At 41.1% G+C, this 22,798-nt stretch carries 21 protein-coding genes; 7 read left to right on the top strand and 14 right to left on the bottom strand.

Annotated elements, in window-relative coordinates; genetic code table 11:
• Positions 1–60 precede the first annotated feature (60 nt).
• Positions 61–789, top strand: coding sequence for a sulfite exporter TauE/SafE family protein (locus tag ACX3PZ_RS08580; RefSeq protein WP_459112551.1), 729 nt, complete (start codon positions 61–63; stop codon positions 787–789).
• Between the two features lie 32 nt (positions 790–821).
• On the opposite strand, the gene rdgB is transcribed toward ACX3PZ_RS08580, so the two are convergent.
• A complete protein-coding gene (gene rdgB, locus ACX3PZ_RS08575) occupies positions 822–1,403 on the bottom strand; it encodes an RdgB/HAM1 family non-canonical purine NTP pyrophosphatase (RefSeq protein WP_459112550.1) in 582 nt (193 codons plus the stop codon).
• A 17-nt stretch (positions 1,404–1,420) separates the two neighbouring features.
• Positions 1,421–2,254 carry a CPBP family intramembrane glutamic endopeptidase gene (locus ACX3PZ_RS08570; protein ID WP_459112549.1) on the bottom strand — a complete coding sequence of 278 codons (834 nt, stop codon included), beginning with the start codon at positions 2,252–2,254 and terminating at the stop codon, positions 1,421–1,423.
• Between the two features lie 98 nt (positions 2,255–2,352).
• On the opposite strand from ACX3PZ_RS08570, the gene ACX3PZ_RS08565 reads away from it, so the two are divergent.
• Together ACX3PZ_RS08565 and ACX3PZ_RS08560 are read left to right on the top strand one after the other, a co-directional pair.
• A complete protein-coding gene (locus tag ACX3PZ_RS08565) occupies positions 2,353–3,945 on the top strand; it encodes a peptide chain release factor 3 (protein WP_459112548.1) in 1,593 nt (530 codons plus the stop codon).
• A 170-nt stretch (positions 3,946–4,115) separates the two neighbouring features.
• On the top strand, positions 4,116–5,399 hold the full coding sequence (locus ACX3PZ_RS08560; protein WP_459112547.1) for a hypothetical protein: 1,284 nt from the start codon (positions 4,116–4,118) through the stop codon (positions 5,397–5,399).
• 73 nt (positions 5,400–5,472) lie between these two features.
• On the opposite strand, the gene ACX3PZ_RS08555 is transcribed toward ACX3PZ_RS08560, so the two are convergent.
• The 3 genes from ACX3PZ_RS08555 to ACX3PZ_RS08545 form a co-directional block, all read right to left on the bottom strand.
• Positions 5,473–5,727, bottom strand: coding sequence for a hypothetical protein (locus ACX3PZ_RS08555; RefSeq protein ID WP_459084837.1), 255 nt, complete (start codon positions 5,725–5,727; stop codon positions 5,473–5,475).
• 17 nt (positions 5,728–5,744) lie between these two features.
• Positions 5,745–6,107: a hypothetical protein gene (locus ACX3PZ_RS08550; protein WP_459112546.1), complete on the bottom strand. Its 363-nt coding sequence runs from the start codon at positions 6,105–6,107 to the stop codon at positions 5,745–5,747.
• Between the two features lie 61 nt (positions 6,108–6,168).
• On the bottom strand, positions 6,169–7,308 hold the full coding sequence (locus ACX3PZ_RS08545) for an acyl-CoA dehydrogenase (RefSeq protein WP_459112545.1): 1,140 nt from the start codon (positions 7,306–7,308) through the stop codon (positions 6,169–6,171).
• A 151-nt stretch (positions 7,309–7,459) separates the two neighbouring features.
• Here ACX3PZ_RS08545 and ACX3PZ_RS08540 point away from each other — a divergent pair, with 151 nt between their 5' ends.
• Positions 7,460–9,235: an AMP-dependent synthetase/ligase gene (locus ACX3PZ_RS08540; RefSeq protein WP_459112544.1), complete on the top strand. Its 1,776-nt coding sequence runs from the start codon at positions 7,460–7,462 to the stop codon at positions 9,233–9,235.
• Between the two features lie 240 nt (positions 9,236–9,475).
• Positions 9,476–10,294 carry a carboxypeptidase-like regulatory domain-containing protein gene (locus ACX3PZ_RS08535; RefSeq protein ID WP_459112543.1) on the top strand — a complete coding sequence of 273 codons (819 nt, stop codon included), beginning with the start codon at positions 9,476–9,478 and terminating at the stop codon, positions 10,292–10,294.
• 417 nt (positions 10,295–10,711) lie between these two features.
• Here ACX3PZ_RS08535 and ACX3PZ_RS08530 read toward each other — a convergent pair whose 3' ends face one another.
• Together ACX3PZ_RS08530 and ACX3PZ_RS08525 are read right to left on the bottom strand one after the other, a co-directional pair.
• A complete protein-coding gene (locus ACX3PZ_RS08530) occupies positions 10,712–11,491 on the bottom strand; it encodes a zinc ribbon domain-containing protein (RefSeq protein ID WP_459084843.1) in 780 nt (259 codons plus the stop codon).
• Between the two features lie 4 nt (positions 11,492–11,495).
• Positions 11,496–12,593 (bottom strand): Nif3-like dinuclear metal center hexameric protein, encoded by a 1,098-nt coding sequence (locus tag ACX3PZ_RS08525; protein WP_459112542.1) that lies wholly within the window; start codon positions 12,591–12,593, stop codon positions 11,496–11,498.
• Between the two features lie 49 nt (positions 12,594–12,642).
• Between ACX3PZ_RS08525 and ACX3PZ_RS08520 the strand changes: the two genes are divergently transcribed.
• Positions 12,643–13,494, top strand: coding sequence for an ion transporter (locus ACX3PZ_RS08520; protein ID WP_459084845.1), 852 nt, complete (start codon positions 12,643–12,645; stop codon positions 13,492–13,494).
• On the opposite strand, the gene ACX3PZ_RS08515 is transcribed toward ACX3PZ_RS08520, so the two are convergent.
• The 3 genes from ACX3PZ_RS08515 to lpdA form a co-directional block, all read right to left on the bottom strand.
• Positions 13,491–14,261, bottom strand: coding sequence for a patatin-like phospholipase family protein (locus ACX3PZ_RS08515; protein ID WP_459084846.1), 771 nt, complete (start codon positions 14,259–14,261; stop codon positions 13,491–13,493). The genes ACX3PZ_RS08520 and ACX3PZ_RS08515 overlap by 4 nt on opposite strands.
• 77 nt (positions 14,262–14,338) lie before the next feature.
• Positions 14,339–15,076: a YggS family pyridoxal phosphate-dependent enzyme gene (locus ACX3PZ_RS08510; protein WP_459084847.1), complete on the bottom strand. Its 738-nt coding sequence runs from the start codon at positions 15,074–15,076 to the stop codon at positions 14,339–14,341.
• Positions 15,077–15,139: 63 nt separating this feature from the next.
• Positions 15,140–16,531, bottom strand: coding sequence for a dihydrolipoyl dehydrogenase (gene lpdA / locus ACX3PZ_RS08505; protein ID WP_459084848.1), 1,392 nt, complete (start codon positions 16,529–16,531; stop codon positions 15,140–15,142).
• A gap of 264 nt (positions 16,532–16,795) precedes the next feature.
• On the opposite strand from lpdA, the gene ACX3PZ_RS08500 reads away from it, so the two are divergent.
• Positions 16,796–17,047 (top strand): hypothetical protein, encoded by a 252-nt coding sequence (locus ACX3PZ_RS08500; RefSeq protein ID WP_459084849.1) that lies wholly within the window; start codon positions 16,796–16,798, stop codon positions 17,045–17,047.
• Between the two features lie 51 nt (positions 17,048–17,098).
• Here ACX3PZ_RS08500 and ACX3PZ_RS08495 read toward each other — a convergent pair whose 3' ends face one another.
• From ACX3PZ_RS08495 to rlmN, 4 genes are all read right to left on the bottom strand, one after another.
• Positions 17,099–19,528 (bottom strand): alpha-ketoacid dehydrogenase subunit alpha/beta, encoded by a 2,430-nt coding sequence (locus tag ACX3PZ_RS08495; protein ID WP_459112541.1) that lies wholly within the window; start codon positions 19,526–19,528, stop codon positions 17,099–17,101.
• A gap of 107 nt (positions 19,529–19,635) precedes the next feature.
• Positions 19,636–20,613: a polyprenyl synthetase family protein gene (locus tag ACX3PZ_RS08490; RefSeq protein ID WP_459112540.1), complete on the bottom strand. Its 978-nt coding sequence runs from the start codon at positions 20,611–20,613 to the stop codon at positions 19,636–19,638.
• Positions 20,614–20,679: 66 nt separating this feature from the next.
• A complete protein-coding gene (locus tag ACX3PZ_RS08485) occupies positions 20,680–21,549 on the bottom strand; it encodes a YncE family protein (protein WP_459112539.1) in 870 nt (289 codons plus the stop codon).
• Positions 21,550–21,609: 60 nt separating this feature from the next.
• Positions 21,610–22,644 (bottom strand): 23S rRNA (adenine(2503)-C(2))-methyltransferase RlmN, encoded by a 1,035-nt coding sequence (gene rlmN / locus ACX3PZ_RS08480; RefSeq protein ID WP_459084853.1) that lies wholly within the window; start codon positions 22,642–22,644, stop codon positions 21,610–21,612.
• Positions 22,645–22,798: the final 154 nt, after the last annotated feature.

The following is a 22,798-nucleotide window of genomic DNA, read 5'->3' as shown; positions in this document are numbered from 1 at the left end:
TTCGACTAAAGGGATTTTTGTAAATTTGGCCGCTCACCCTATCATTAAAGTAAAGTACCTTTGATTCTTATCGCTGTTTTACTCATTAGTTTTCTTGCCTCCTTAGTTCGGTCCTCCTTTGGATTTGGGGAAGCGCTCGTGGCGGTCCCTCTGCTGCTTTTTTTCCTTCCTGCCGAAGTCGCCGTACCGCTTACCGTGATGCTATCGGTAGTCATTGCTCTTGTGATCGTAATCCAAGACCATAGAAAGATTCACTTTGAGAGTGCCAAATGGCTTATTCTTTATGCGCTACTGGGTCTGCCACTAGGAATTTACATTCTACTTTATGCAGACGAAAAGGTCGTTAAAATAGTGCTTGCCGCTCTGATCCTACTCTATTCTCTGTACTGCCTTTTTTCAAAAACGAGTCGAGTGCTTCTGAAAGAATCGAAGTGGGGATTGTTTGTCTGTGGATTTTTATCAGGAGTCTTAGGAGGTGCGTATGGACTCAATGGACCTCCCCTAGTGATTTATGGAAATTTGAGGCGTTGGAGTCCCACGCATTTTCGTGCGACCTTGCAGGCTTATTTCTTACCGGTGAGCCTTCTAAGTGTCTTAGGGTTCTATTACAAAGGCCTTCTAACCCCCGAAGTGAATAGCTATTTTCTCTACTGCCTCATTTCAAGTATTCCAGCTATTTTCTTAGGTCGGTACATCAATCGAAAACTAAAAGACGGATTTTTCTTTAAGTTCGTGTACTACGGCCTAATGGTCATAAGTCTTATTCTACTTGCAACGACCCTAGCTTAAAGAATCTCACCCCCAAAGGGTAGATTCCTTTATTAAGAAGGGAGATTTTCAAGGTCTTCTAAGAACTTCTCAAGCGCCACTCTTCGGTGGCTAATTTCATTCTTTTCCAAAGGATCCATCTCGGCAAAGGTCTTGTCATAGCCTAAGGGAACAAAAATAGGATCGTAACCAAACCCTTGTTTTCCTTTGTTTTCCGTTAAAAGCGTTCCATATACTCGGCCCTCGTAGTATTTGGGACCGTCTTTTGTGAAGTAGCACATGACGGTCACAAAATAGGCGCTGCGATCTTGTACTCCTTCTAGTTCTTGGAGAACTTTTTCAATGTTGAGTTGAAAATCATGGTCGGAGGCATAGCGCGCGGAATAAATTCCGGGTCTTCCGTCTAGGGCTTCAACGACAAGTCCTGAGTCGTCTCCTAAACTCGGAATGCCCGTCTCTTTAAAGCAGTATTCCCCCTTGATAAGAGCATTTTCAAAAAACGTACTTCCGTCTTCTATGATTTCCTCTAAAAGGTTTACGTCTCGTAAACTCTTCACTTGGAATTTTCCTTCCAACATTTGTTGGATTTCTTCTTTTTTATGTTCGTTGTGCGTAGCGACTAGTAAGGATTTCATATAGGCAAAGGTAAGAATTAATCAGCGTGATGAATTTCGTATTTTTCTGTGAATAGGTAAAAGAAGAAGGCAAAAAGAACGACCCCGATTCCTAGCAGTGCATAGGAAGGAATTCCAAAGAATTGGGAGAAACTCTCCGTGCCACTGTACATGATTAAGATACTGGAAAGTGCATTGTTAAAGGCGTGCAAAAGAATCGGCATGAGAAGAGACTTCGTTCGGTAATACACAAGGCCTAACACATAGCCTAAAAGAACCGCTCCTACAAATTGCCAAGGGTTTCCGTGAATGATTCCAAAAAAGATTGCACTGATCCAAATGGACGTGATGGGACTAAGTCCCCCCTTCTGCAGTCCTTTTTGAATGATTCCTCGAAACACGATTTCTTCAAAAATGGGCGCCATGACAACTGCCATTACGATCATGGTGAGAGGATCCTCAGAGAGCATCTGCATCAGCTGCGAAAACCACTCATAGAGTTCCCCGAAAACGGGTCCTGTCGTGGGAATAAGTTCTGTAAAGTACTCCGCAATAAACATCATGCCGAGCATGAGAGGGAAAATAAGCAGATACGTAGAGACGTTCTTGGTTGAAAAATTAAAGGAAAGCTTTTTTCCTGTGCTAGGTCGACAAATAAAATAATCAAAGGCGTAAATCGCTCCCACCCACATGAGCGCATTGGATAGGATTAAGTACCAATTCTCGTACTGAAAGTTTTTTCCAAAGGCTATCATGGAGAGTACATTTAGGACAGAGAAGCCCAGCAAAGGGACAAATCCTCCAAAGAAAAGAACAAGCGCTCCTTTCCATGTAAAAACGTAATTGGGCCTAGTTTGGGCTGAGTTTTCCATTGTCTTTTCGTCTTTAGGACAAAGATAAAGAAACTTAGAGCTTCGAACGTTTTTAATTCTAACAAAAAAACACGAATTTTGCAGCTACAAATATCTATATGGCCAGTTTAACCACAGAAATACAAAAACGAAAAACCTTTGGCATTATTGCCCACCCGGATGCCGGGAAAACCACCCTTACAGAAAAACTCCTACTTTTTGGGGGAGCCATCCAGGAGGCAGGGGCTGTAAAGTCCAACAAAGTGAAAAAGGGAGCCACTTCCGATTTCATGGAAATCGAGCGTCAAAGAGGAATCTCTGTGGCCACCTCAGTGCTTGCTTTTGAATACAAAGGACATAAGATTAATATCTTGGATACGCCGGGTCACAAAGATTTCGCGGAAGATACCTTTCGGACCCTAACGGCCGTGGATTCTGTAATTGTAGTGATTGACGTGGCGAAAGGGGTTGAGGAACAGACGGAGAAACTGGTGCAAGTCTGCCGGATGCGAAACATTCCTATGATTGTTTTCATCAATAAATTAGACCGAGAAGGAAAAGACGCCTTCGATCTTCTTGACGAAGTGGAGCAAAAGCTCGGTCTACAAGTGGTCCCGCTTTCCCTTCCTATTGGGATGGGTTCTGAATTCCAAGGGATTTACAATCTTTGGGAAAAGAACATCGAACTTTTTGTGGAGGAACGAAAACAAAAAGTAGGTCAATCGCTTAAAATTGAGGATTTATCCGATCCGATCGTAGAGGAAATGGTGGGAGCGAAAGCCGCAGAAACCCTTCGGGAAGAATTGGAACTCATTGAAAGTGTTTATCCGGAGTTTGATCGTCAAAAGTACATGGACGGAGAACAACAGCCTGTATTTTTCGGATCTGCTTTAAATAACTTTGGGGTTCGTGAGCTTTTGGATGCTTTCATTCAGATTGCCCCCATGCCACAACCAAAAGAATCGGATCTTAGACTCGTAAGGCCCGAAGAAAAGAATTTTACCGGATTTGTCTTTAAGATTCACGCCAATATGGATCCTAAGCACCGGGACCGTCTTGCGTTTGTTAAGATTGTCTCGGGAACCTTTAAAAGGAATGAAAATTACCTACTGGTAAGAGAGGGGAAGAAAATGAAATTTTCTGCGCCAAATGCCTTTTTTGCAGACAAAAAAGAAATTGTGGACGAAAGCTTCCCAGGAGACATTGTAGGACTGCACGATACGGGAAATTTCCGAATTGGAGATACGCTAACGGCAGGAGAAAAACTTTCCTTTAAAGGGATTCCTTCCTTCTCTCCAGAACATTTCCGTTATATCAACAATACCGATCCACTCAAGGCAAAACAACTTGCGAAAGGAATCGATCAATTGATGGACGAAGGGGTAGCGCAGCTCTTCACTCTCGAAATGAACGGACGTAAGATTATTGGAACCGTAGGAGCTCTTCAATACGAAGTGATTCAATATAGACTAGAACACGAATACGGAGCCAAATGTACGTATGAGCCGATTTCGATTCACAAAGCCTGTTGGGTGGAAGCCGACGAGAAGTCCGCTGAATTTATTGAGTTCGCCAGATTAAAGCAGCGCTATTTAGCACGCGATAAATTCGATCAGCTTGTTTTCCTTGCCGATTCCTCCTTTACCATTCAAATGACTCAGGAGAAATTTCCAAATGTAAAACTTCATTTCATTAGTGAATACAAAAACTAAGGAAGTTTTTTCCTTTACTAGGGGCGCCTACTTCCTGAAATAAGTCGGCGCCTTTTTGTTTCTTTTCATTTCCCTACGCTGCATGGAAACAAGCGCTTTTCTTTAAGTTTTGCGAGCGAATTTAAATTTGGGAATGCAAATTGCAGTAGCTTCTGCATTAAAAATAATCAATGAAATATTCATTCTTCTATATACTTCTACTCGCCTTTTTAAGTTCGTGCTCAAAATCCGAGTTTAAAGAAACAAAAGATACCATCCAGCAGGCAAATGAGCTATTGAAATCCGCCAAAGAAGGGCTGAAAACGATGGATTCCATTTCCATTATGGTGGAAGATTCCGCCGATTTTCATCGGGTGATTGTGCCGCAAATTGAGAAGCATAAAAAAACAGCCGAGCGGTTAATCAAGGGAAATGCAAGGACGATTGACTCGCTCAATACCGTTTTAAAAGAAACGGCAGGAACGATTGAAAAAAGTACGGATCTTTTAAAAACCGTCGATTCTGCAAGACTTGAGATTAATGAGAACTCGAGTGCAATTGATATTTTAGGCACCGTTTCTAAAACCTTAAGTAAACTCTCCAAGCAAACGAAATCAAAACCAAAAGAAGCTCCCGTGGAATCAAGCTCGAAGGGGACATCAACAGACTTAGATTCCACCACTCTATCGCCAAGTAATGCCACTCGTTCTGAGACTCATACTTCTCTAGAAACTCGAGGTTCAAAAGCGAAAATGAAAGTGAGTGTAGAGGACCTCGATCGGGCTAATAGTGTGCTTGAGAATGGAATGCATCTCTACGATGCAAAAGTGAAATCAGAAAGTTTTGGAGAAGTACAGGGCAAAGCCACTAGAGAGCTAACCCTTTTAATCCCAACTCGCCACTTTGAAAGAGCCCTTGACTATTTTGGCTCCAAACTAGGAACCTTAAGAACCAAGTCCATGGAGACTTGGAGTTTTAATGGTTCTACGGATGAGCTTTCAACGCTTGAACTAACCTTAGAGCAGTCCGCTGCCTTCGCAGGGAACGAGCCCCTTACTCCTAATTCAAACGATGCAAAAGAAATCAGCCCCTACAAGGAGCAGTCTAAAAGTGCCTTTATGCAAGGACTTGAGTATGGGAAACAGGCTCTTGTCTTTTTGCTTCCCTTTTGGCCTTTCCTTCTTCTTCTGATTATAGGAATTTATTTCTGGAACCGAGCGAAAAAAAGAAAAGAACAAAAACAGGTTTCGCCAGTGGAAACGAAAAGAAATTCTTCTTTCGAAACTAGTGTAAAAGTGAATGAGCAAACCAAGGGAGAAGCAGAGACAAAAGTGGAGACGAAGTCTGGAGAATCCTATTACAATTCTCCTTATGCTCCTAAAACCAAATCGGCACCGGATCAAATGCCGAAACCTACGCAGGAGCCCGATACCGATCCTGAGGATCCTTATGCAAAGTATAAGCCTAAGTCCTAACTCTAACTCAATAAAAAACCCACTTTCAAATTCTTGAAAGTGGGTTTTTAGTAGGAATTACCTCAAGTAATACTTAAAGCTTGCCGGGTATTAATCCACGCTCGGTGCCGAGGTAAAGTCCAACCCCTAGCGCGACTAAAAGTAGCGCAGCGTAGATAATAATAGTGCTTTTATTTCCTTTGGCAAGGGCCACGATAAAGAGTCCAAAAACACCCAGAATCACAAGTCCCATTTTGGTTAGAAAATCACTTGTGAATATAGAGGCTGCTACAGCCATCAGAGACAGTAAATGGAACACTCGTTCTCGTTTGATAATATACTTTTTCATTCTAATCTTTCAGATGGCTATTTCATATTCACGACTCTATCTACAATGTACTTTGTGTTGCCTCTCCAAGGAAGGGCTCCTTTGTACTCTTTGTAATGCAGATCAAAGTGCTTTCCACTGTTTTCTTCTAAAACCTTGAATACAGCAGGATTCTCAATGGAGAATTCAAACTCATAAGAAGTAAGATTTCCGGTTTTGCCTTTGCCAAAACCTTCTTGAATAATCTTGCCTTCGTAGGTTTTAAACACGTATCCTTTGTGAACGGCAAAATTCAGGTACCCTGATTTTACGCCTTCACCAAAGACAAAATAGTATTTGTACCAACCAAAGATACCTAAGAGAAGTATCACAACTGAAAGGGCGATCCATGTATATTTCATAAGGAAAAAATTAAAAAGCGCTTTAGAAGCTCTAGGCTTCAAAAGCGCTTTGTGTGAATTTTTATTTTGATATCGAACGGGAGATCACAATTTTTTGGATCTCGGAGGTTCCTTCGTAAATCTGCGTAATTTTCGCATCTCTCATCATTCGCTCCACGTGGTATTCTCTTACGTACCCGTAACCCCCGTGAATTTGCACGGCTTCAATGGTGGTGTCCATTGCCACTTGAGAGGAGTAAAGTTTTGCCATAGCTCCACTTTCCGAAATATCTTTGCCTTCGTCTTTTTCAAACGCAGCTTTGAAACATAGCATTCTGGCAGCTGTAATTTGAGTCGCCATGTCTGCAAGTTTAAAAGCGATGGCTTGGTGATTAATAATCTCGGTTCCAAAGGCTTTTCTTTGCTTCGCATACCCTAAAGCGAGCTCATAAGCTCCGGCTGCAATTCCAAGGGCTTGAGATGCAATTCCAATGCGCCCTCCGTTTAGTACGGCCATCGCAAATTTGAATCCAAAACCATCCTCTCCAATGCGGTTCTCTTTCGGAACTTTCACATCCGTGAACAAAAGAGAATGCGTATCGCTTCCGCGAATTCCTAATTTGTCTTCTTTCGGCCCAATTTCAAATCCTTCCCATCCTTTCTCGACGATGAAGGCATTGATTCCTTTGTGTTTTTTTTCTGCATCGGTCTGTGCGATTACGACGTAATAGTCTGCCGTCCCTCCATTGGTGATCCAGTTTTTCACTCCGTTTAATAGATAATGGTCTCCCTTATCAATTGCGGTTGTTTTTTGAGACGTTGCATCGGAACCGGCTTCCGGTTCAGAAAGAGCAAACGCTCCAATGACTTGTCCACTTGCAAGGGGCACTAAGTATTTCATTTTTTGCTCCTCGCTTGCGAATTTTTCAATTCCGGCGCAAACAAGAGAGTTGTTTACGGACATCACAACGGCTGCAGAAGCGTCTACTTTTGCTATTTCTTCCATTGCGATGACGTACGAGAGGCTGTCCATGCCTGCCCCACCATATTTAGGATCTACCATCATTCCAAGGAGTCCCATTTCGCCCATCTTTTTGACTTGCTCATGTGGAAATTTTTGATCACGGTCTCTTTCAATGACCCCAGGCAACAATTCACTCTTAGCAAAATCTCTTGCGGCTTGTTGAATCATCAGGTGTTCTTCTGATAAATTAAAGTTCATATGACGTTTTTTTATTAAAGGGTAAAAATACAATTTTACGAGGAACCTAAAAAATAAACTTTTTTTGGAGTTTGACAAAAAAATGATACATTTACAAGAGCCTTCCATAGGAATTGACAGAATTACTACAAATAAAAAAAATACTACTTATATGTCCATTAGACGCTTATTTGATATTGCCCATCACGCCTTGGCAAAATATCCGAACGAGACCATGTTTGCCACGAAGTACGAGGGCAAATGGAAACCGATTTCCTCACAAGAGTACATTAACGAAGGAAATACGATTTCTCGAGGTCTTTTGAAGTTAGGCATTAAACCTGGCGACAAGATTGCTTTAATTACCACCGCCACACGAACGGAATGGGCGGTTATGGACTTAGGGATTTCTCAAATTGGAGCCGTGTCGGTTCCCGTCTACCCTTCGATTAGCGCAGAGGACTACAACTACATATTTAACAATGCAGAAATTAAATATTGCTTTTTGTCTGATGAGGCTCTCTATGAAAAAGTGAACTCTATTAAAGGAGAAGTTCCTTCTTTGCAGGGCGTATTTAGTTTTGATACGATTCCAGGGGTGGCCAATTGGCAAGAAGTCCTTGACATGGGCATCGATTCTAGCAATCAAGGAGAAGTAGAAGACATCGCAAAAACGATTAATCCTGAAGATTTAGCGACCGTTATTTATACATCAGGTACGACAGGGAAACCTAAAGGGGTGATGCTTACGCATCATAACATTGTTTCCAATGTGCTTGCTTCTAACAGTCGTATTCCACGCAGAAAAGGATTGTCCCATAAGGATACCAAAGTACTTAGTTTCCTTCCAATTTGTCATATTTTTGAGCGCATGCTCTTTTATTTGTTCCAATACAATGGCCACTCGATCTATTTTGCGGAAAGCATTGAAAAGATGGGTGACAATATTAAGGAAGTCGAACCTCACTACATGAGTGTCGTTCCCCGACTCTTAGAAAAGGTATACGATAAAATCTACGACAAAGGCACAAGCGCGGGAGGTCTTAAATCAAAAATATTCCTTTGGGCTCTTAGCGTAAACGAAGCAAAACAGAGCATTTCTGCTCCTTCCGGCTTAAAACAAAAACTAGCAGACAAATTGGTGTTCTCTAAGTGGAGAGCCGGACTTGGAGGAAACATCATTTGTTTAGTTTCAGGATCAGCTGCTCTCTCGAGCCGTTTAAACCTTTTGTTCCAAAATGCGGGTATTACAATTTTGGAAGGCTATGGACTTACGGAAACATCCCCTGTAATCTCTGTGAATTCCGTGGGACAAATTAAAGTCGGAACCGTGGGGCATCCTTTAGAAAACTTGGACGTGAAGATTCAATCGGACGGAGAAATCACGGTGAAAGGACCTAGCGTCTTTAAAGGCTATTTTAAGAACGAGGAATTAACCCGCGAGGTCTTTACTCCGGACGGATACTTTATGACCGGAGATATCGGTCATGTGGACAGCGAAGGCTATTTGCAGATTACAGATAGAAAGAAGGAAATGTTTAAAACCTCGGGTGGGAAATACGTTGCCCCTCAAGTAATAGAAAACATTGCCAAAGCTTCTAAATTCATTGAGCAAATTATGATTGTAGGTGAAGGAGAAAAAATGCCCTGTGCCCTAATTCAGCCGGATTTCAATTTCGCGAAGGCTTGGGCCGAGCGCAAAGGGTATTCCCTGGGAAGTACCCAAAGCGAAATCGCTTCAAACGAACAATTAAAAGAAAGAATTAGTAAAGAAATTGAAGAGATAAACAAGAACTTAGGACATTGGGAGCAAATTAAACGTTTTGAGCTCACGCCTGAAGTATGGTCCATCGAAGGCGGACAGTTAACTCCTACCCTTAAATTAAAAAGAAAAGCCGTAAAAGAGCATTATTTGGATCTATACAATCGTATGTATTCACGCGCCTAGGAAAATAGAGCTTTTGTTTTTTAAATTTTAATTTATTTTTTATTTTTTTCGCTCTCTACAAATTCTAGAGAGCGATTTTTATCAGAAGATTGGCGGCTCTCTTTTGCATTCTTGAATAAGTCCTATGTGAATTTCTTCCAATTCCAATTCCTGTCATACAATGCGATAAATTCTATCAAGTTTAACAATTTTTTAGGAGAATGTTAGGCGTGAATTCTAAATATTGAAAAAAATTAATTTATGAAAAAGTTATCCTTTCTTTTTATTCTTTTTGTGGGATGTCTTACGAAATCTCAAGTCGTTTCTGGAACCATTGTATCGAAAGAAGATATGCAGCCTATTTCCTATGCCAAAATTGGCATTGAGAATCAAAGCGCGGGAACAATCGCTGATGAGAAAGGACAGTTTCAAATCCAATTGAAAAACCTTGATCCACAAACACAATTGAAGATAGAAGTAGGTGGTTTTGAACCCTATTCTACTTCAATCGAACAGTTTTTAAAGCAAAAACAACACACGATCACCCTCATTGAAAAAGTAAAAATGATTGAGGAAGTTATTATTGATCCTGGAAAATATAGTAGAAAAAATTGGGGGATTTCGACGAAAACCAAAAGGTTATTGATTGGACATACTCCTTCTAGAAGTAATGAGGAGCAGTCGAAGGAAGTAGCCATGCTCTTTCGAACCAATAAAAAAACGAAAATCGAAAAAATCAATATTAATATTTCAGATTTTAAAACCGACCGACCTGTTTTTATTCGATTTTCTCTTTATGACAAAAATCTAAAGTCAATTCTTTCTGAAGACTTACACGATGAAATCACGTCAGAAAAAATACTGGACGGCACATATAGTTTTGATGTCTCTAAGAATAACATTTGGGTCAACGATGATTTTTATGTTGGAATTCAGCTGCTAAGTGATTTCGATGGTCGCTTTTATATGAGCGGCGCGTTGATAGGAAATAAAACCATTTACCGGAAGTACCTTGGTGAATGGAAAAAGGTTCCGCTTTTAAGTCCCGCAATCAATATTGATGTGAAAGTTCAAAAATAATATCACTTCTATAAAGTGTATCCAAATTTGAATTTTAAATAAATGAAAAAGTTCGCCCTATTCCTGTTTTGTGCTTTCGCTTTAGCACGCAAAGCACAATCCATATTTTATTGAAGTTTCCCCCGCAAATCCAAATCAGATGACCTTGTATTTTGTTAGAGATATTGATATACTTGTAGATATTGAGAACAAATGTCCCCATTATTCTTCCTTTGTTCCTTTAATCCCATCAAAAAAAATGATTTTAGTAAAACAGTAGCGAATAAAGAGATTAATCTGATAGAAAGGGCCTTTAGACGATCTTCTATATGCTCTATGCCGTAGCTTTAGATTCTGCTCATATAAATTCCTAAGAATGGACATGAAAAAACCCTTGGAAATACTTCCAAGGGTTTTTAAATATCTAATTTTAAAAATTTAAAACTTTATAACGTCTTTCATTTTTTCAATTTCTTCCATCACTAAATCGTCGTCTACTAGGATTTTCCCACTGTGTTCGTCGATGATGATTTTCTTTCTTTGGGCAATTTCCATCTGCTTTTGCGGTGGAACCATGAAGAAAGATCCTTTTGGAGCTCCTCTTTCCAGACCCACCACGGCAAGGCCGTTACGTGAGTTGTCACGAATTCTTTTGTAAGACTTTAATAATCTTTGGTCGATTTTCGTAGCAAACTCTTCGCTTTTAGAATTCAGGTAATCTTCTTCTTTTTGTGTTTCTGCGATAAGTCCTTCTAATTCTTCTTTCTTGAATTTTAAATGCTGTTGATACTCTTGAATCTTTTGTTTCAATTCTTCAAGGGTTTCGTTCTTGCCTTCAATTTTAAATCCGAATTCTTTTACGCGCTTTTCTGCCAATTGAATTTCCAATTCTTGGAATTCGATTTCTTTTGCAAGGGCTTCGAACTCTTTGTTGTTACGTACGTTGTCCTGCTGAGCTTTGTACTTTTCGATCAAAGTGTTGGCGTGACTAATCACTTCGTTCTTGGTGTTAATCTCTGCGTTTTGCTCCGCGATTTCCTCTTCAAATTTCAACGCTCGTTTTTCAAGGCCTTCGATTTCAATTTCTAAATCTTCTACTTCAATCGGAAGTTCACCTCTCGTGTTACGGATTTCATCCAATCGAGAATCGATTATTTGAAGATCGTATAGCGCTCTTAGTTTTTCCTCCACTGAAATTTCGCTTGTTTTCTTAGCCATATTTTTATAAAAAATAATTAACAGGATTAGTTTTCTCCTTTGTTTTAGAGATTGCAAATTTAGGAAATTTTTCCGACAATATGTCAAATAATTGTTGAGTAACAAACTGTTCCGATTCGAAGTGCCCAATATCACAAAGCAGTATTTGATTTTCAGACAGAAAGAAATCGTGGTATTTTAGATCGCCAGTCAAATAAGCATCACAGTTTGCGCTTTTTGCAGCTTGAATTCCGCTGGCCCCGCTCCCACCAAGGACTCCGACTCGCCTAATGGGTTTGCCTGTATCGTTTGAATGGCGGATCACTTCCAAATTGAATACACTTTTTACAAGCTCCAAAAAAGCCTCGAAACTTAGAGCGGCAGGAAGTTCGCCGAAGCGGCCAAGTCCTGAGTAAGTATTTTTGTTTTCTAGTCTGTGGATTTGATAGGCGACTTCTTCGTAAGGATGTACCTTTTTAAAGGCATTTATAATCTGTGAAGATTTGTACGATTCGAAAATCAAGCTTATAAGATCCTCCTTCGCATGGCTACGCTCGTTTAAATGCCCAGAAAAGGGACTGGAACCCTCTTTCGGACGGAACGTGCCCTCTCCTTGCATAACAAAACTACACTCGTCATAAAATCCAATATCGCCCGCACCTGCCTTAAAGAGGGCTTCTTTTACCTCCTGTGTGTAATCCCGAGGTACATAGAGTTGCAATTGACTTAGCTGTCCTTCTTTGGGCATTAGGATCTTTTGATCGTGCAAACCTAAAGCCTGGCAGATGCCATAGTTCACGCCAAAATAATCGTTGTCAAAGGAAGTGTGAATGGCATAGATTGCAATTTTATTTTCAATCGCTTTTAGAAGCGAACGCTCTACATAATCCTTCCCTGTGATCTTTTTAAGTCCGGAAAATACAATGGGATGAAAGCACACGATTAAATTTTTATTCTCTTCAATCGCTTCCCCGACCACGGATTCTAAGGCATCGTGGCAAACCAGGATCCCTGTGATCTCACGAGAAAGGTTCCCGCATAAAAGTCCCACATTATCAAAATCCTCGGCACTTCGAGGGTGGATTCTAGTTTCCAATTTAGAAATTACTTCGTGTAACTGCATTTTTTCATTAAGTTTGTAGCGAAATTAGTGATAATTTTCAAATTAGAATATGGATTCAAAGCCACCAGAGTTCGAACAAGAGTTCAATTACATTCCCGAGAGGAAAAAATGGAAGCGTCAGGTATACCGCATTATCTATAGGGCCGACACGCCCATGGGGAAGTTATTTGACATTTGTCTTCTGATTCTTATCGGCCTTAGTGCTCTTATTGTCATGATGGAAAGTGTGCCCAACATTGATTTGGAGTACCATGTCTATTTTATAGTGCTCGAAGTTATTATTTCCCTCGTGTTCACGATTGAATATATCCTAAGAATTATCACCATTCGAAATAAGAAGACCTATATTTTTAGCTTCTTTGGTCTCATTGACCTTCTTGCCATTGTTCCCTTTTACTTGAGTCTATTCTTTCCAATTACGAAGTATTTCTTAATCATCCGCATGCTTCGCATGCTAAGGATTTTTAGAATTTTGAACCTGCTAGATTTCATGAATGACGGTATGTTTATCATACGTGCTCTTAGAAACAGTTCGAGAAAGATTTATATTTTCCTGCTTTTTTTAATGATCTTTTCGGTCATTGTAGGCTCCTTAATGTATATGGTGGAAGGACATCGTGAGGGATTTGAAAGCATCCCCCAATGTATTTACTGGGCAGTAGTGACGGTAACTACTGTGGGGTATGGAGATGTGGCGCCGCAAACTGGCATTGGCAAATTCTTTGCCACCATTTTGATGCTAGCAGGTTATTCTATTATCGCGGTTCCAACGGGAATTGTGACTGCAGAAATGAGAAACAAGAGACAAAACTTGGAAAAGGTTTGTCCTCGGTGTGGAAATGAGGACATAGATGACGATGCAAATTATTGCAAAAAATGCGCTGAGCGAGTCGCCCACTAGATAATGCCTTCGAAGTAACTATCTTTAGCAGCCTCGTAGCCAATTTGAAACATTTGGTCCATTCGGGTTTTCTTTCCTTCAAACATATGAAAGTTCACGAGTTCTGCGGGATTAATAAACCAATCGCACATTCCACTTTTCCCAATTTCGACTTGAGAGGTCATTAAGTCATAAGCGCGTGAAGTGACCGCCATGACTGATTTTAGATCTTCTTTTTTTGCTTCTTTCTTTGGTGAGAAATAAACTCCAATAATTTTCTTTGCGCTGTACTTAAGGACATCGGAAGGGAAATTGTTTAAGATCGCTCCATCGTTATAGAGTCCCTCTCCGATTTTGTAGGGAGTGGCAATCATGGGAACGGCGCAAGACGCAATAATCGCATCCGTTACTTTCACATCCCCCGCAAAGACCTCAAGTCTTCCGCTAAGTATATTGGTGGCCGTGATAAAGACCTTCTTATCTAAGTCGTCCATCACTCGGTCCTCAAAAACGGGATTTAGGTATTTCTTGAACATATCCGAATGGATGAATCCTCCCCCTTTTAGTAGAGAGAAATGATTCCACTTAAAAAAGTAAACGGATTTAAAGAAATCCACAATTTCTTGCGGAGATTTTCCTACGGCGTAAAAGCTGGCTACAATCGCACCTGCGCTAGTGCCTGCAAGAACATCCGGATGAATGTCTTGTTCGTTTAAGAACTTGATGACCCCGGCGTGAGCAAGTCCTTTTGTACCGCCACCGCAAAGAGCCAGACCTAGATTATACACGTGCGTAATTTTTTCTTAAAAGTAGAGAAAATATTTGAAAAGGAAATTTTCCATAAATAAAAAGACTTCCAATAAGATTACAGATCCTTTTCTTCGTTCCAATAATAGGAATCGGGGGTTTCTCGCTTGCCGAAAATGGCTGTACCCACTCGAATAATCGTAGCGCCGTGTTTAATCGCAAGCTCAAGATCTCCACTCATTCCCATGGAAAGCTCTTTCATTTCCACCGTTGGAATTTTCGCCTCTGAAATTTGATTTCGAATCAAGGCCAAACGTTTAAAGCAGGCTTCTACCTTGTCCATATCGTCACTAAACAGCCCAATGGTCATAAGTCCTTTTATCTTTAAATTGGGAAGAGAGGATACGTACCTGCAAAACGAAATAGCTTCCTTGGGATCCACTCCGAATTTACTGGCTTCCACTGAGGTATTGACTTGTAGCAAAACCTCTATGGTTTTGTTCTCCCTCTCAAGTCTTTCTTGTAGCTTTTGAGCTAAGTCCCGGCGGTCAAGGGAATGCAAACATTTTACCTCGTAGCGCAACAGTTCTTTAATTTTATTGGTTTGCAGATGGCCAATGAAATGATTGGTATGCCTGAGGGACTCCAGAGGACTGAATTTTTCCTTGAGTTCCTGAATTCGGTTTTCTGCGATGAGCGTATGGCCTGAGCTAAATGCTAAGAGAATCTTTTCAGGCTCTACTGTTTTGGTCGCGAGTAAAAGTTTTACTTCTTTGGGATCGCGATTAAACTCCTGGCAGGCGGTAAGCATTCGCTTTTCGATGGCCTTAATGTTTTCTAATAGATAAGAATCCATACTCTGTTTAGTAAAAAAGCTCCAGAGAAATCTGGAGCTATGTTAATAAAAGGTTTTCTAGTTCTAGATGTGAATTACTTCGCCGTAGGCTGCTGCGACCGCTTCCATGACCGCTTCTGAGATCGTAGGATGGGGATGCACGGATTTAATAATCTCGTGACCTGTGGTTTCTAGTTTTCTTGCCACAACCGCCTCAGCGATTAAATCGGTGACGCCCTCACCTACCATATGGCAACCCAACCACTCACCGTATTTGGCATCAAAAATTACTTTGATGAATCCGTCTGTGTTTCCATTCGCGGTTGCTTTTCCGGAAGCAGACAATGGGAATTTCCCTACTTTGATATCAAAGCCTTGTTCTTTGGCCTTCTTCTCCGTTAGTCCGACAGAAGCTACTTCTGGGTGCGTATAGGTACAGCCTGGAATGTTTCCGTAATCAATGCGTTCGATGTCTAAACCTTTGATTTTTTCGACGCAAGTGATTCCCTCTGCAGAAGCCACGTGAGCTAAAGCTTGGGTTGGGATAATGTCTCCAATGGCGTAGTAACCCGGCACAGAAGTTTCGTACCATTCGTTTACTAAGACATGTCCTTTTTCGGTTTGAATTCCGGTTTCTTCAAGCCCGATATTTTCAATGTTCGCTGAAATCCCTACCGCAGAGAGTAAAACTTCTGCTTCTAGGGTGATTTCCCCGTCTTTGGTTTTTACTTTTGCTTTAACGCCTTCTCCCGAAGTGTCCACAGACTCAACAGAGGCGCTGGTCATAATCTTAATTCCTGCTTTCTTCAGAGATTTTTCTAATTGTTTTGAAACTTCCTCGTCTTCAACAGGGACTACATTGGGCATGTATTCTACAATGGTTACTTCCGTACCCATGGTGTTATAGAAGTCGGAGAACTCGACGCCAATAGCGCCAGATCCTACCACAATCATAGATTTAGGTTGCTTCGCCATAGAAAGCGCCTCACGGTATCCAATTACTTTCTTTCCATCTTGTGGAAGGCTAGGTAGGACTCTTGAACGAGCTCCTGTGGCGATGATAATATGGTCTGCACTATATTCTGCAGTCGATCCGTCTTCTTTTGTTAATTGAATCTTTTTTCCAGGAAGCACTTTAGCCGTCCCCTTTAAAACTTCAATTTTATTCTTTTTCATTAGAAACTGGATTCCTCCACTCATTTTGGAAGCCACACCTCTACTTCTATCGATTACTTTTGAAAAATCAAACCCTGGATTTTCCACTTTATTTAATCCGTAGTCTTCGGCGTGATTCAAATAATTAAAGACATGGGCTGACTTTAATAAGGCCTTGGTTGGGATACATCCCCAGTTGAGGCAAATTCCACCCAGGTTTTCTTTTTCAACAATAGCGGTTTTAAATCCTAATTGAGCGGCTCTGATCGCAGTCACGTAGCCTCCAGGACCACTTCCCACAACAATGATATCGTAGTTCATATTGAAATTATTTAATCACAAAAATAAGGAAAATTCTTGTGAATTGAATGCGCATTCCTTTTAAATCAACTTTGAATGTTTTAGTAGCTCTTTCTAAGGGTCTTATTTTAATGGACACGCCGTTTATTTGAGTTCGCTCGATTGAGGAAATTCACTTTTTTACTTTGTCTATCGGACTTGAAAGAAGATTTTCCAGAATTAATCTTACGTTCACAGCCTAGAAAAAAATAATTACTAATTTTGTTTCATTAAGAACGTATCGCAATGAAGTACACACTTTTACATCGTGGAAAGAGTGTTTGGAAATCCACTCCCACAAAATTCATCACGTGGATGAGAAAGTCCGATCGTCAAGAGTTTGAAACCAACCAAGAGTTTATGGAGGGCTATGCCCACCGCAAAAAAATCTTCGAGTCGATCTCTCTTCGCCCTCATTCGGAAATGACTTTCCTCGAGGATCTTGAATCGTACGGTCTTTTAAAAAGAGAAAATGCGAAGCGCTGGCTTCTGTTTTAGAATAAAAAAAGCGAACCGTTCTGGCTCGCTTTTTTTATGTAGTAACTTTTTTTACAAGGCGGTGAATTTACTAGGATTGGCCTCATGAAACAAAGTATAGATTTTCTCCACGATATCGTCTACGGAAGGTTTAGAGAAATAATCTCCGTCGCTTGCATAGGCAGGTCTATGGTTGTTCGCTGTAATGGTTAATGGATCGCTATCCAGATAACGGAATCCCTTTTGTTTCTCCATGATTTGTTGAAGCAAAAAGGCAGAGGCACCTCCTTCCACGTCTTCATCGATAATAACCAAACGAGAAGTCTTTTTAAGACTCTCTAAAATCTCATGGTCTAGGTCAAAAGGAATAAGAGACTGAACATCGATTACTTCCGCGTTAATTCCAAGTTCTTCTAAACTTGCAGCCGCTTCGGTAACTACTTTCCATGTAGATCCATAGGTCACAAGGGTCACGTCACTGCCCTCTTTTGTAATGTCAATTTTCCCTACAGGGATTGTGAATTCGCCTAAGTTGTCAGGCTGTTTCTCTTTGAGTCGGTAGCCGTTCAGACATTCTACGATTAAGGCAGGTTCATCGCTTTGAAGCATTGTGTTGTAAAAACCGGCTGCGATGGTTAGGTTTCTTGGTACGAGAACTTGAATTCCTTTGACAAGATTTAAGATTCCGGCCATTGGAGATCCGGAGTGCCAAATCCCTTCCAAACGGTGTCCACGAGTTCTTATAATCAGTGGGGCTTTTTGTCCTCCTTTGGTTCTGTATTGTACCGTGGCTAAATCATCGCTCATTCCTTGAAGACAGTAAAGGATGTAATCTAGGTACTGGATCTCTGCGATCGGTCTAAGACCTCTCATGGCGAGTCCAATCCCTTGGCCTAAGATGGTGGCTTCTCGGATTCCTGTATCCGCTACGCGAAGTTCTCCGTATTTCTCCTGCATCCCTTCTAGACCTTGGTTAACATCTCCAATATTTCCGGCGTCTTCTCCGAAGACAAGGGTATGGGGATACTTTTCAAACAATTTATCAAAATTGTTTCTCACCACGACTCTTCCGTCTACTTCTTTCGAATTTTCACTAAACACGGGTTTTACCTCTTTCACAAGAGTGGATTTCCACTGAGATTCGGAATAGAGATGAGAAGAATAGTTATCCTTTTCTATTTCGAAAAGCTCTACAAATTTTTCATTTAAGGCCTTTCTTTTTTCAGACTTTACACCACGAGACAGAAGAAGTGCTCTTCGAACGAGGTGGAAAATATCTTTTTTTCCTACAGAAACAAGCGCTTTAAATCGAGCGAGATCCTCGCTGATTTTGCTTTGTTCCTCTACAAGGCTTTCCACTAGGGGAAGCAATTGGGATTTAATCTCCTGGATGGCTCCTTGGTAACTATCCCAAGCTCCTTTTTGGGCAGCCTTTGTAATTTGTTTTGCCTCTGCATCTAAAGCATTAAGCTCTTCTACAGTCGCTAGTCCTTCTTCTTTCCCGTTTAAATCTACGGTGTAATCTAAGATCCACTCTTTGAATTTGACAAGTCCGTCAAATTCACCTTCCCAAGAAAGTCTATCCTCGTCCTTGTACCGTTCGTGCGATCCTGAAGTCGAGTGCCCTTGAGGCTGCGTGACTTCAATCACGTGAACCACGACGGGAACACTTTCATTACGGGCATAATGCTCTGCTTTCCCATAAGCATCAAGTAAGGAAGGATAATCCCAAGCTCTCACTTGAATGATTTCGCATCCTTGAGCTTCTCCCTCCTTTCTTTGGAATCCAGAAAGCATCTCAGAGATATCTACCTTCGCTCGTTGGTTGTGCGTGGGAACCGAAATCCCATATCCGTCATCCCAAATCGATACAATCATAGGGACCTGCAGGGCGCAAGCTGCATTCAGGGTTTCCCAGAAATGCCCTTCTGCGGTGGAGGCGTCTCCAATGGTTCCGAAAGCGACTTCGTTTCCTTTGTTAGAGAACGTTTCACTTCCTTCAAAAGATAAGTTTTTGTAGACTTTCGAAGCCTGCGCAAGACCTAGAAGTCTTGGCATTTGTCCTGCGGTCGGGGAAATGTCTGCCGATATGTTTTTTAATTCTGTTAAGTTCTTCCAGCTTCCGTCTGAATTTAAGGTACGAGTTCCGTAATGTCCATTCATTTGGCGTCCTGCAGAGGCAGGTTCTCTCTCGACACTGGTGTCGGCATAAAGTTGAGCATAGAAACTCTCTGGCGTAAGACCGCCTACGGCCATAGCAAAGGTTTGGTCACGGTAGTATCCGGATCTCCAATCTCCCTCTCTAAAGACTTTGGCCATCGCGAGTTGAGGAAGTTCCTTTCCGTCTCCAAAGATTCCAAATTTCGCCTTGCCAGTCAAAACTTCTCTTCGTCCTAGTAGGGACATTTCTCTAGAGATACGGCCGAGCTTATAATCCTCTAAAACGGACTTTTTGAAATCTTCAAACGATAATTTTTGGGTTTCTATATAGGTGGTTTGCATAAACTTTAGCTTTTCACAAATATACTATATTTGTTTAAAACACAACCTATTGAGTATCAAGAATGTTCTAAAATCCCATTGCGAATTACGTAAAAAAAAGGAAGGAATTAGAATTTTCGTTCAATCACATAATCAAGCATTTGATTTAGTGAATTTTTCGCATCTGAATCTGGAAATTCTTGCAGTAAATCTTTTGCTTTTTGTTGATAATCCTTCATAATCATGACCGCATAACTAAGTCCACCCGAATCTTTCACGAACTGAATGAGTTCTTTTACTCGCTTGGGATTGTTGTTGTGTCTTCGGATGGTATCTAAGTAATACTTGCGATTGGTAGAACTCGCCTCACGCAAAGTGTAAATAAGAGGGAGCGTCATTTTCTTTTCCTTAATGTCAATTCCCACAGGCTTTCCAATCAGGTTGGAACTCAGGTAGTCAAACAAATCGTCTTTGATTTGAAAAGCCATCCCGGTAAACGTACCAAAATCTTTAAATTTCTTGGCTGTCTCTTCATCCGCTCCTACGGAGAGAACGCCAATCTCGCAGCAAGCGGCTATTAGAGTGGCCGTTTTCTGGCGAATAATTTCGTAGTAAACGTCTTCTGTGATGTCAAGTTTGCGCGCTTTTTCTAATTGCAAAAGCTCGCCCTCACTCATTTCTCGAATGGTTCTTGAAATGACATTTAGCAAATCGTATTCTTTGTTGTCGGTAGAAAGCAAGACCGATTTGGCCAGTAGATAATCTCCTACGAGCACTGCGATTTTGTTTTTCCATAACGCATTGATGGAAAAGAAGTTTCTTCTTTTGAAACTCTCGTCTACGACGTCGTCGTGCACCAAGGTAGCGGTGTGGATAAGCTCAATCATAGAGGCCCCTCGGAAGGTCTTCTCGGAAACCTCTCCCATGAGTTTTGCACAAAGAAAGACAAACATGGGACGCATTTGTTTTCCTTTGGTCGTGACAATGAATCGGGTCACCTTATCTAGTAGGGGGACATTGCTTTGCATGGACTGGTAAAACTTTTGTTCGAAAAGTTTCATTTCCTGCGCAATGGGCTTTTTAATTTCTTCTACAGTATTCGACACAAATAGGAGGTGATAAAAGGGTAATACGAATGAACAAATATAGGGTTTTCCGAGCGTTCGAGAAACTTATTTCAATTTTTCTAAAGGGAAGGAATACAGCGCGGGCGGTGCATGGAGAATTCGGAAGCGAAATTCTTCTCCAGAAAGGTAAACTCTTCCCTTATGTATAGCAATCGATTCGATTTGCCCAATGCTAGAACTAAGGCCTAGGAAGTACTTTTTAGGGAGGTGGGAAAAGAATTTCCCATCCGAATCTCTTTTAAATACGCTTAAGAAAACTTCCATTTTTTTGGTGTACCCAACGAGATAAAGCGTGTCCTTATCATAAGCAGCATCGGTCGCCATAAACCCTAAATCAAAGGTTTCGATTAACTGCGCGGGAATATTTGAAGAAGGATCGGTTGGAGCGACTAGATAGTGAGAGACCTGTAAGGAGCTCCACTGTTTTGTAAAGACATGAAGCCCACTGTCTAAAAACAACAGGGATTCTACGTCAAAATCATGGTCGTGCAATTTGGCTCCTGTTTTTGGCTGCTCTGGAAAATAGAATCCGATTTCTTTTTGCAGCTCAAAAGTAGTTGCGTCCACCTTATTAATTTTTAAGTTCTTTCTTGTGCCCGCATTGTTTCCAAAATCCCCAATGTAAAGGCTTAAGGAATCGGAAGCGAGAGCTTCCCAGTCTTGGTTGGGAAAAGAAAGTGAATGCGTTTTTAGAATCTTTCCGTTCTTAGGATCAAGTTCGAATAGCTCAGAGGGATTGCCGCCGTCGTTTAAAGTATAGAGCTTATCTCGATGGAAATGGAGGCTTGAATTTTCTTTTATTTTTGAATCTAAGGTAGAGACTCTGTACTTTTTGATTTTAAACCAATCGTACGAATTCTGCGCCTTGGGAAAGGACAAAAAGAAGACTGAGGCAAAAAGCAAATAGAATTTCATAAAAGATAGATTTTAAGAACCAGATTTACGAATTACGTACAAAAATCAATCCCAAGTAAGTTACTCCGCTGATTTGTTGGCAAGCTGCCCACAAGCCGCGTCAATGTCTCCTCCTCTACTTTTTCTAACCATGACCGTGACCCCCGCTTTGGTTAGTTCGGACACGTAACGCTCCTCAGCAGCAATGCTTCGGTGATCAAATTTTCCTTCTCCAATGGGATTGTACTGAATTAGATTTACTTTGGAAGGGACTTGTTTCGCGAATCGAATGAGCGCCTTAATGTCCTTGTCTGAATCGTTAATGCCTTTCCAAACGCAATATTCAAAGGTAATTACAGAGCCTGTTTTTTGATACCAATACTGTAGAGAGTCCATAATGTCGGTAAGAGGAAACTTCTGAGAAAACGGCATAATGTCGTTTCTCGTTTCTTCAATAGCAGAGTGAAGGGAAAGAGCAAGTTTTACCTTGATTTCTTCGTCCGCAAGCATTTTAATCATCTTGGGAATGCCCGAAGTAGAGACCGTGATGCGTCGAGGCGACATTCCAAGCCCTTCCGGTGTCGTGATTTTGCGAATGGCTTCCACCACATTCTTATAGTTCATCATGGGCTCGCCCATTCCCATAAACACGATGTTGCTTAGGGGTCGTTGATAGTACAGTCTACTTTGTCGATCGATTAGGGCGACTTGGTCCACAATCTCTGCCACTTCTAAATTACGCATGCGCTTAAGCTTCGCCGTGGCACAAAATTCACAGTTAAGTGAGCATCCCACTTGGGACGATACGCAGGCCGTCGTTCTAGTGGAGGTAGGGATAAGCACACTTTCCACAAGGAGTCCATCGTGCAATTTCACACCGTTTTTAATCGTTCCGTCCTCGGATTTTTGAAGCAAATCCACGGCGATCGGATTAATGGTAAATTCTTTCGTAAGCGATTCTCGAAGTTCCTTCGATAGATTCGTCATCTCCTCAATGGAATGCAGGTTCTTACTCCAAAGCCAATCGTAAACTTGTTTGGCTCGGAAAGGTTTTTCCCCGAGGGTGAGAAAATGAGCTTTTAACTCTTCAAGACTTAAGGTGCGAATATCTTTCAAACGGTATGCTTATTAAAGTTTGCAAAGATACGAAATTTTAAGCCATTTTATTTTACGTGCTCTTAGTGAAGCAGTTGCCTATAAGGTGCAATGGGTTTTTGAATTAAAAAGGACCGCTTTTTACGATCGAAAAGGAGATAGAAATCGCTGCAAA

The organism is Chryseobacterium sp. A321, assembly GCF_054489265.1.
Note: the sequence above shows the minus strand (reverse complement) of the source record. Positions and strands in the feature narration are given on the sequence as shown.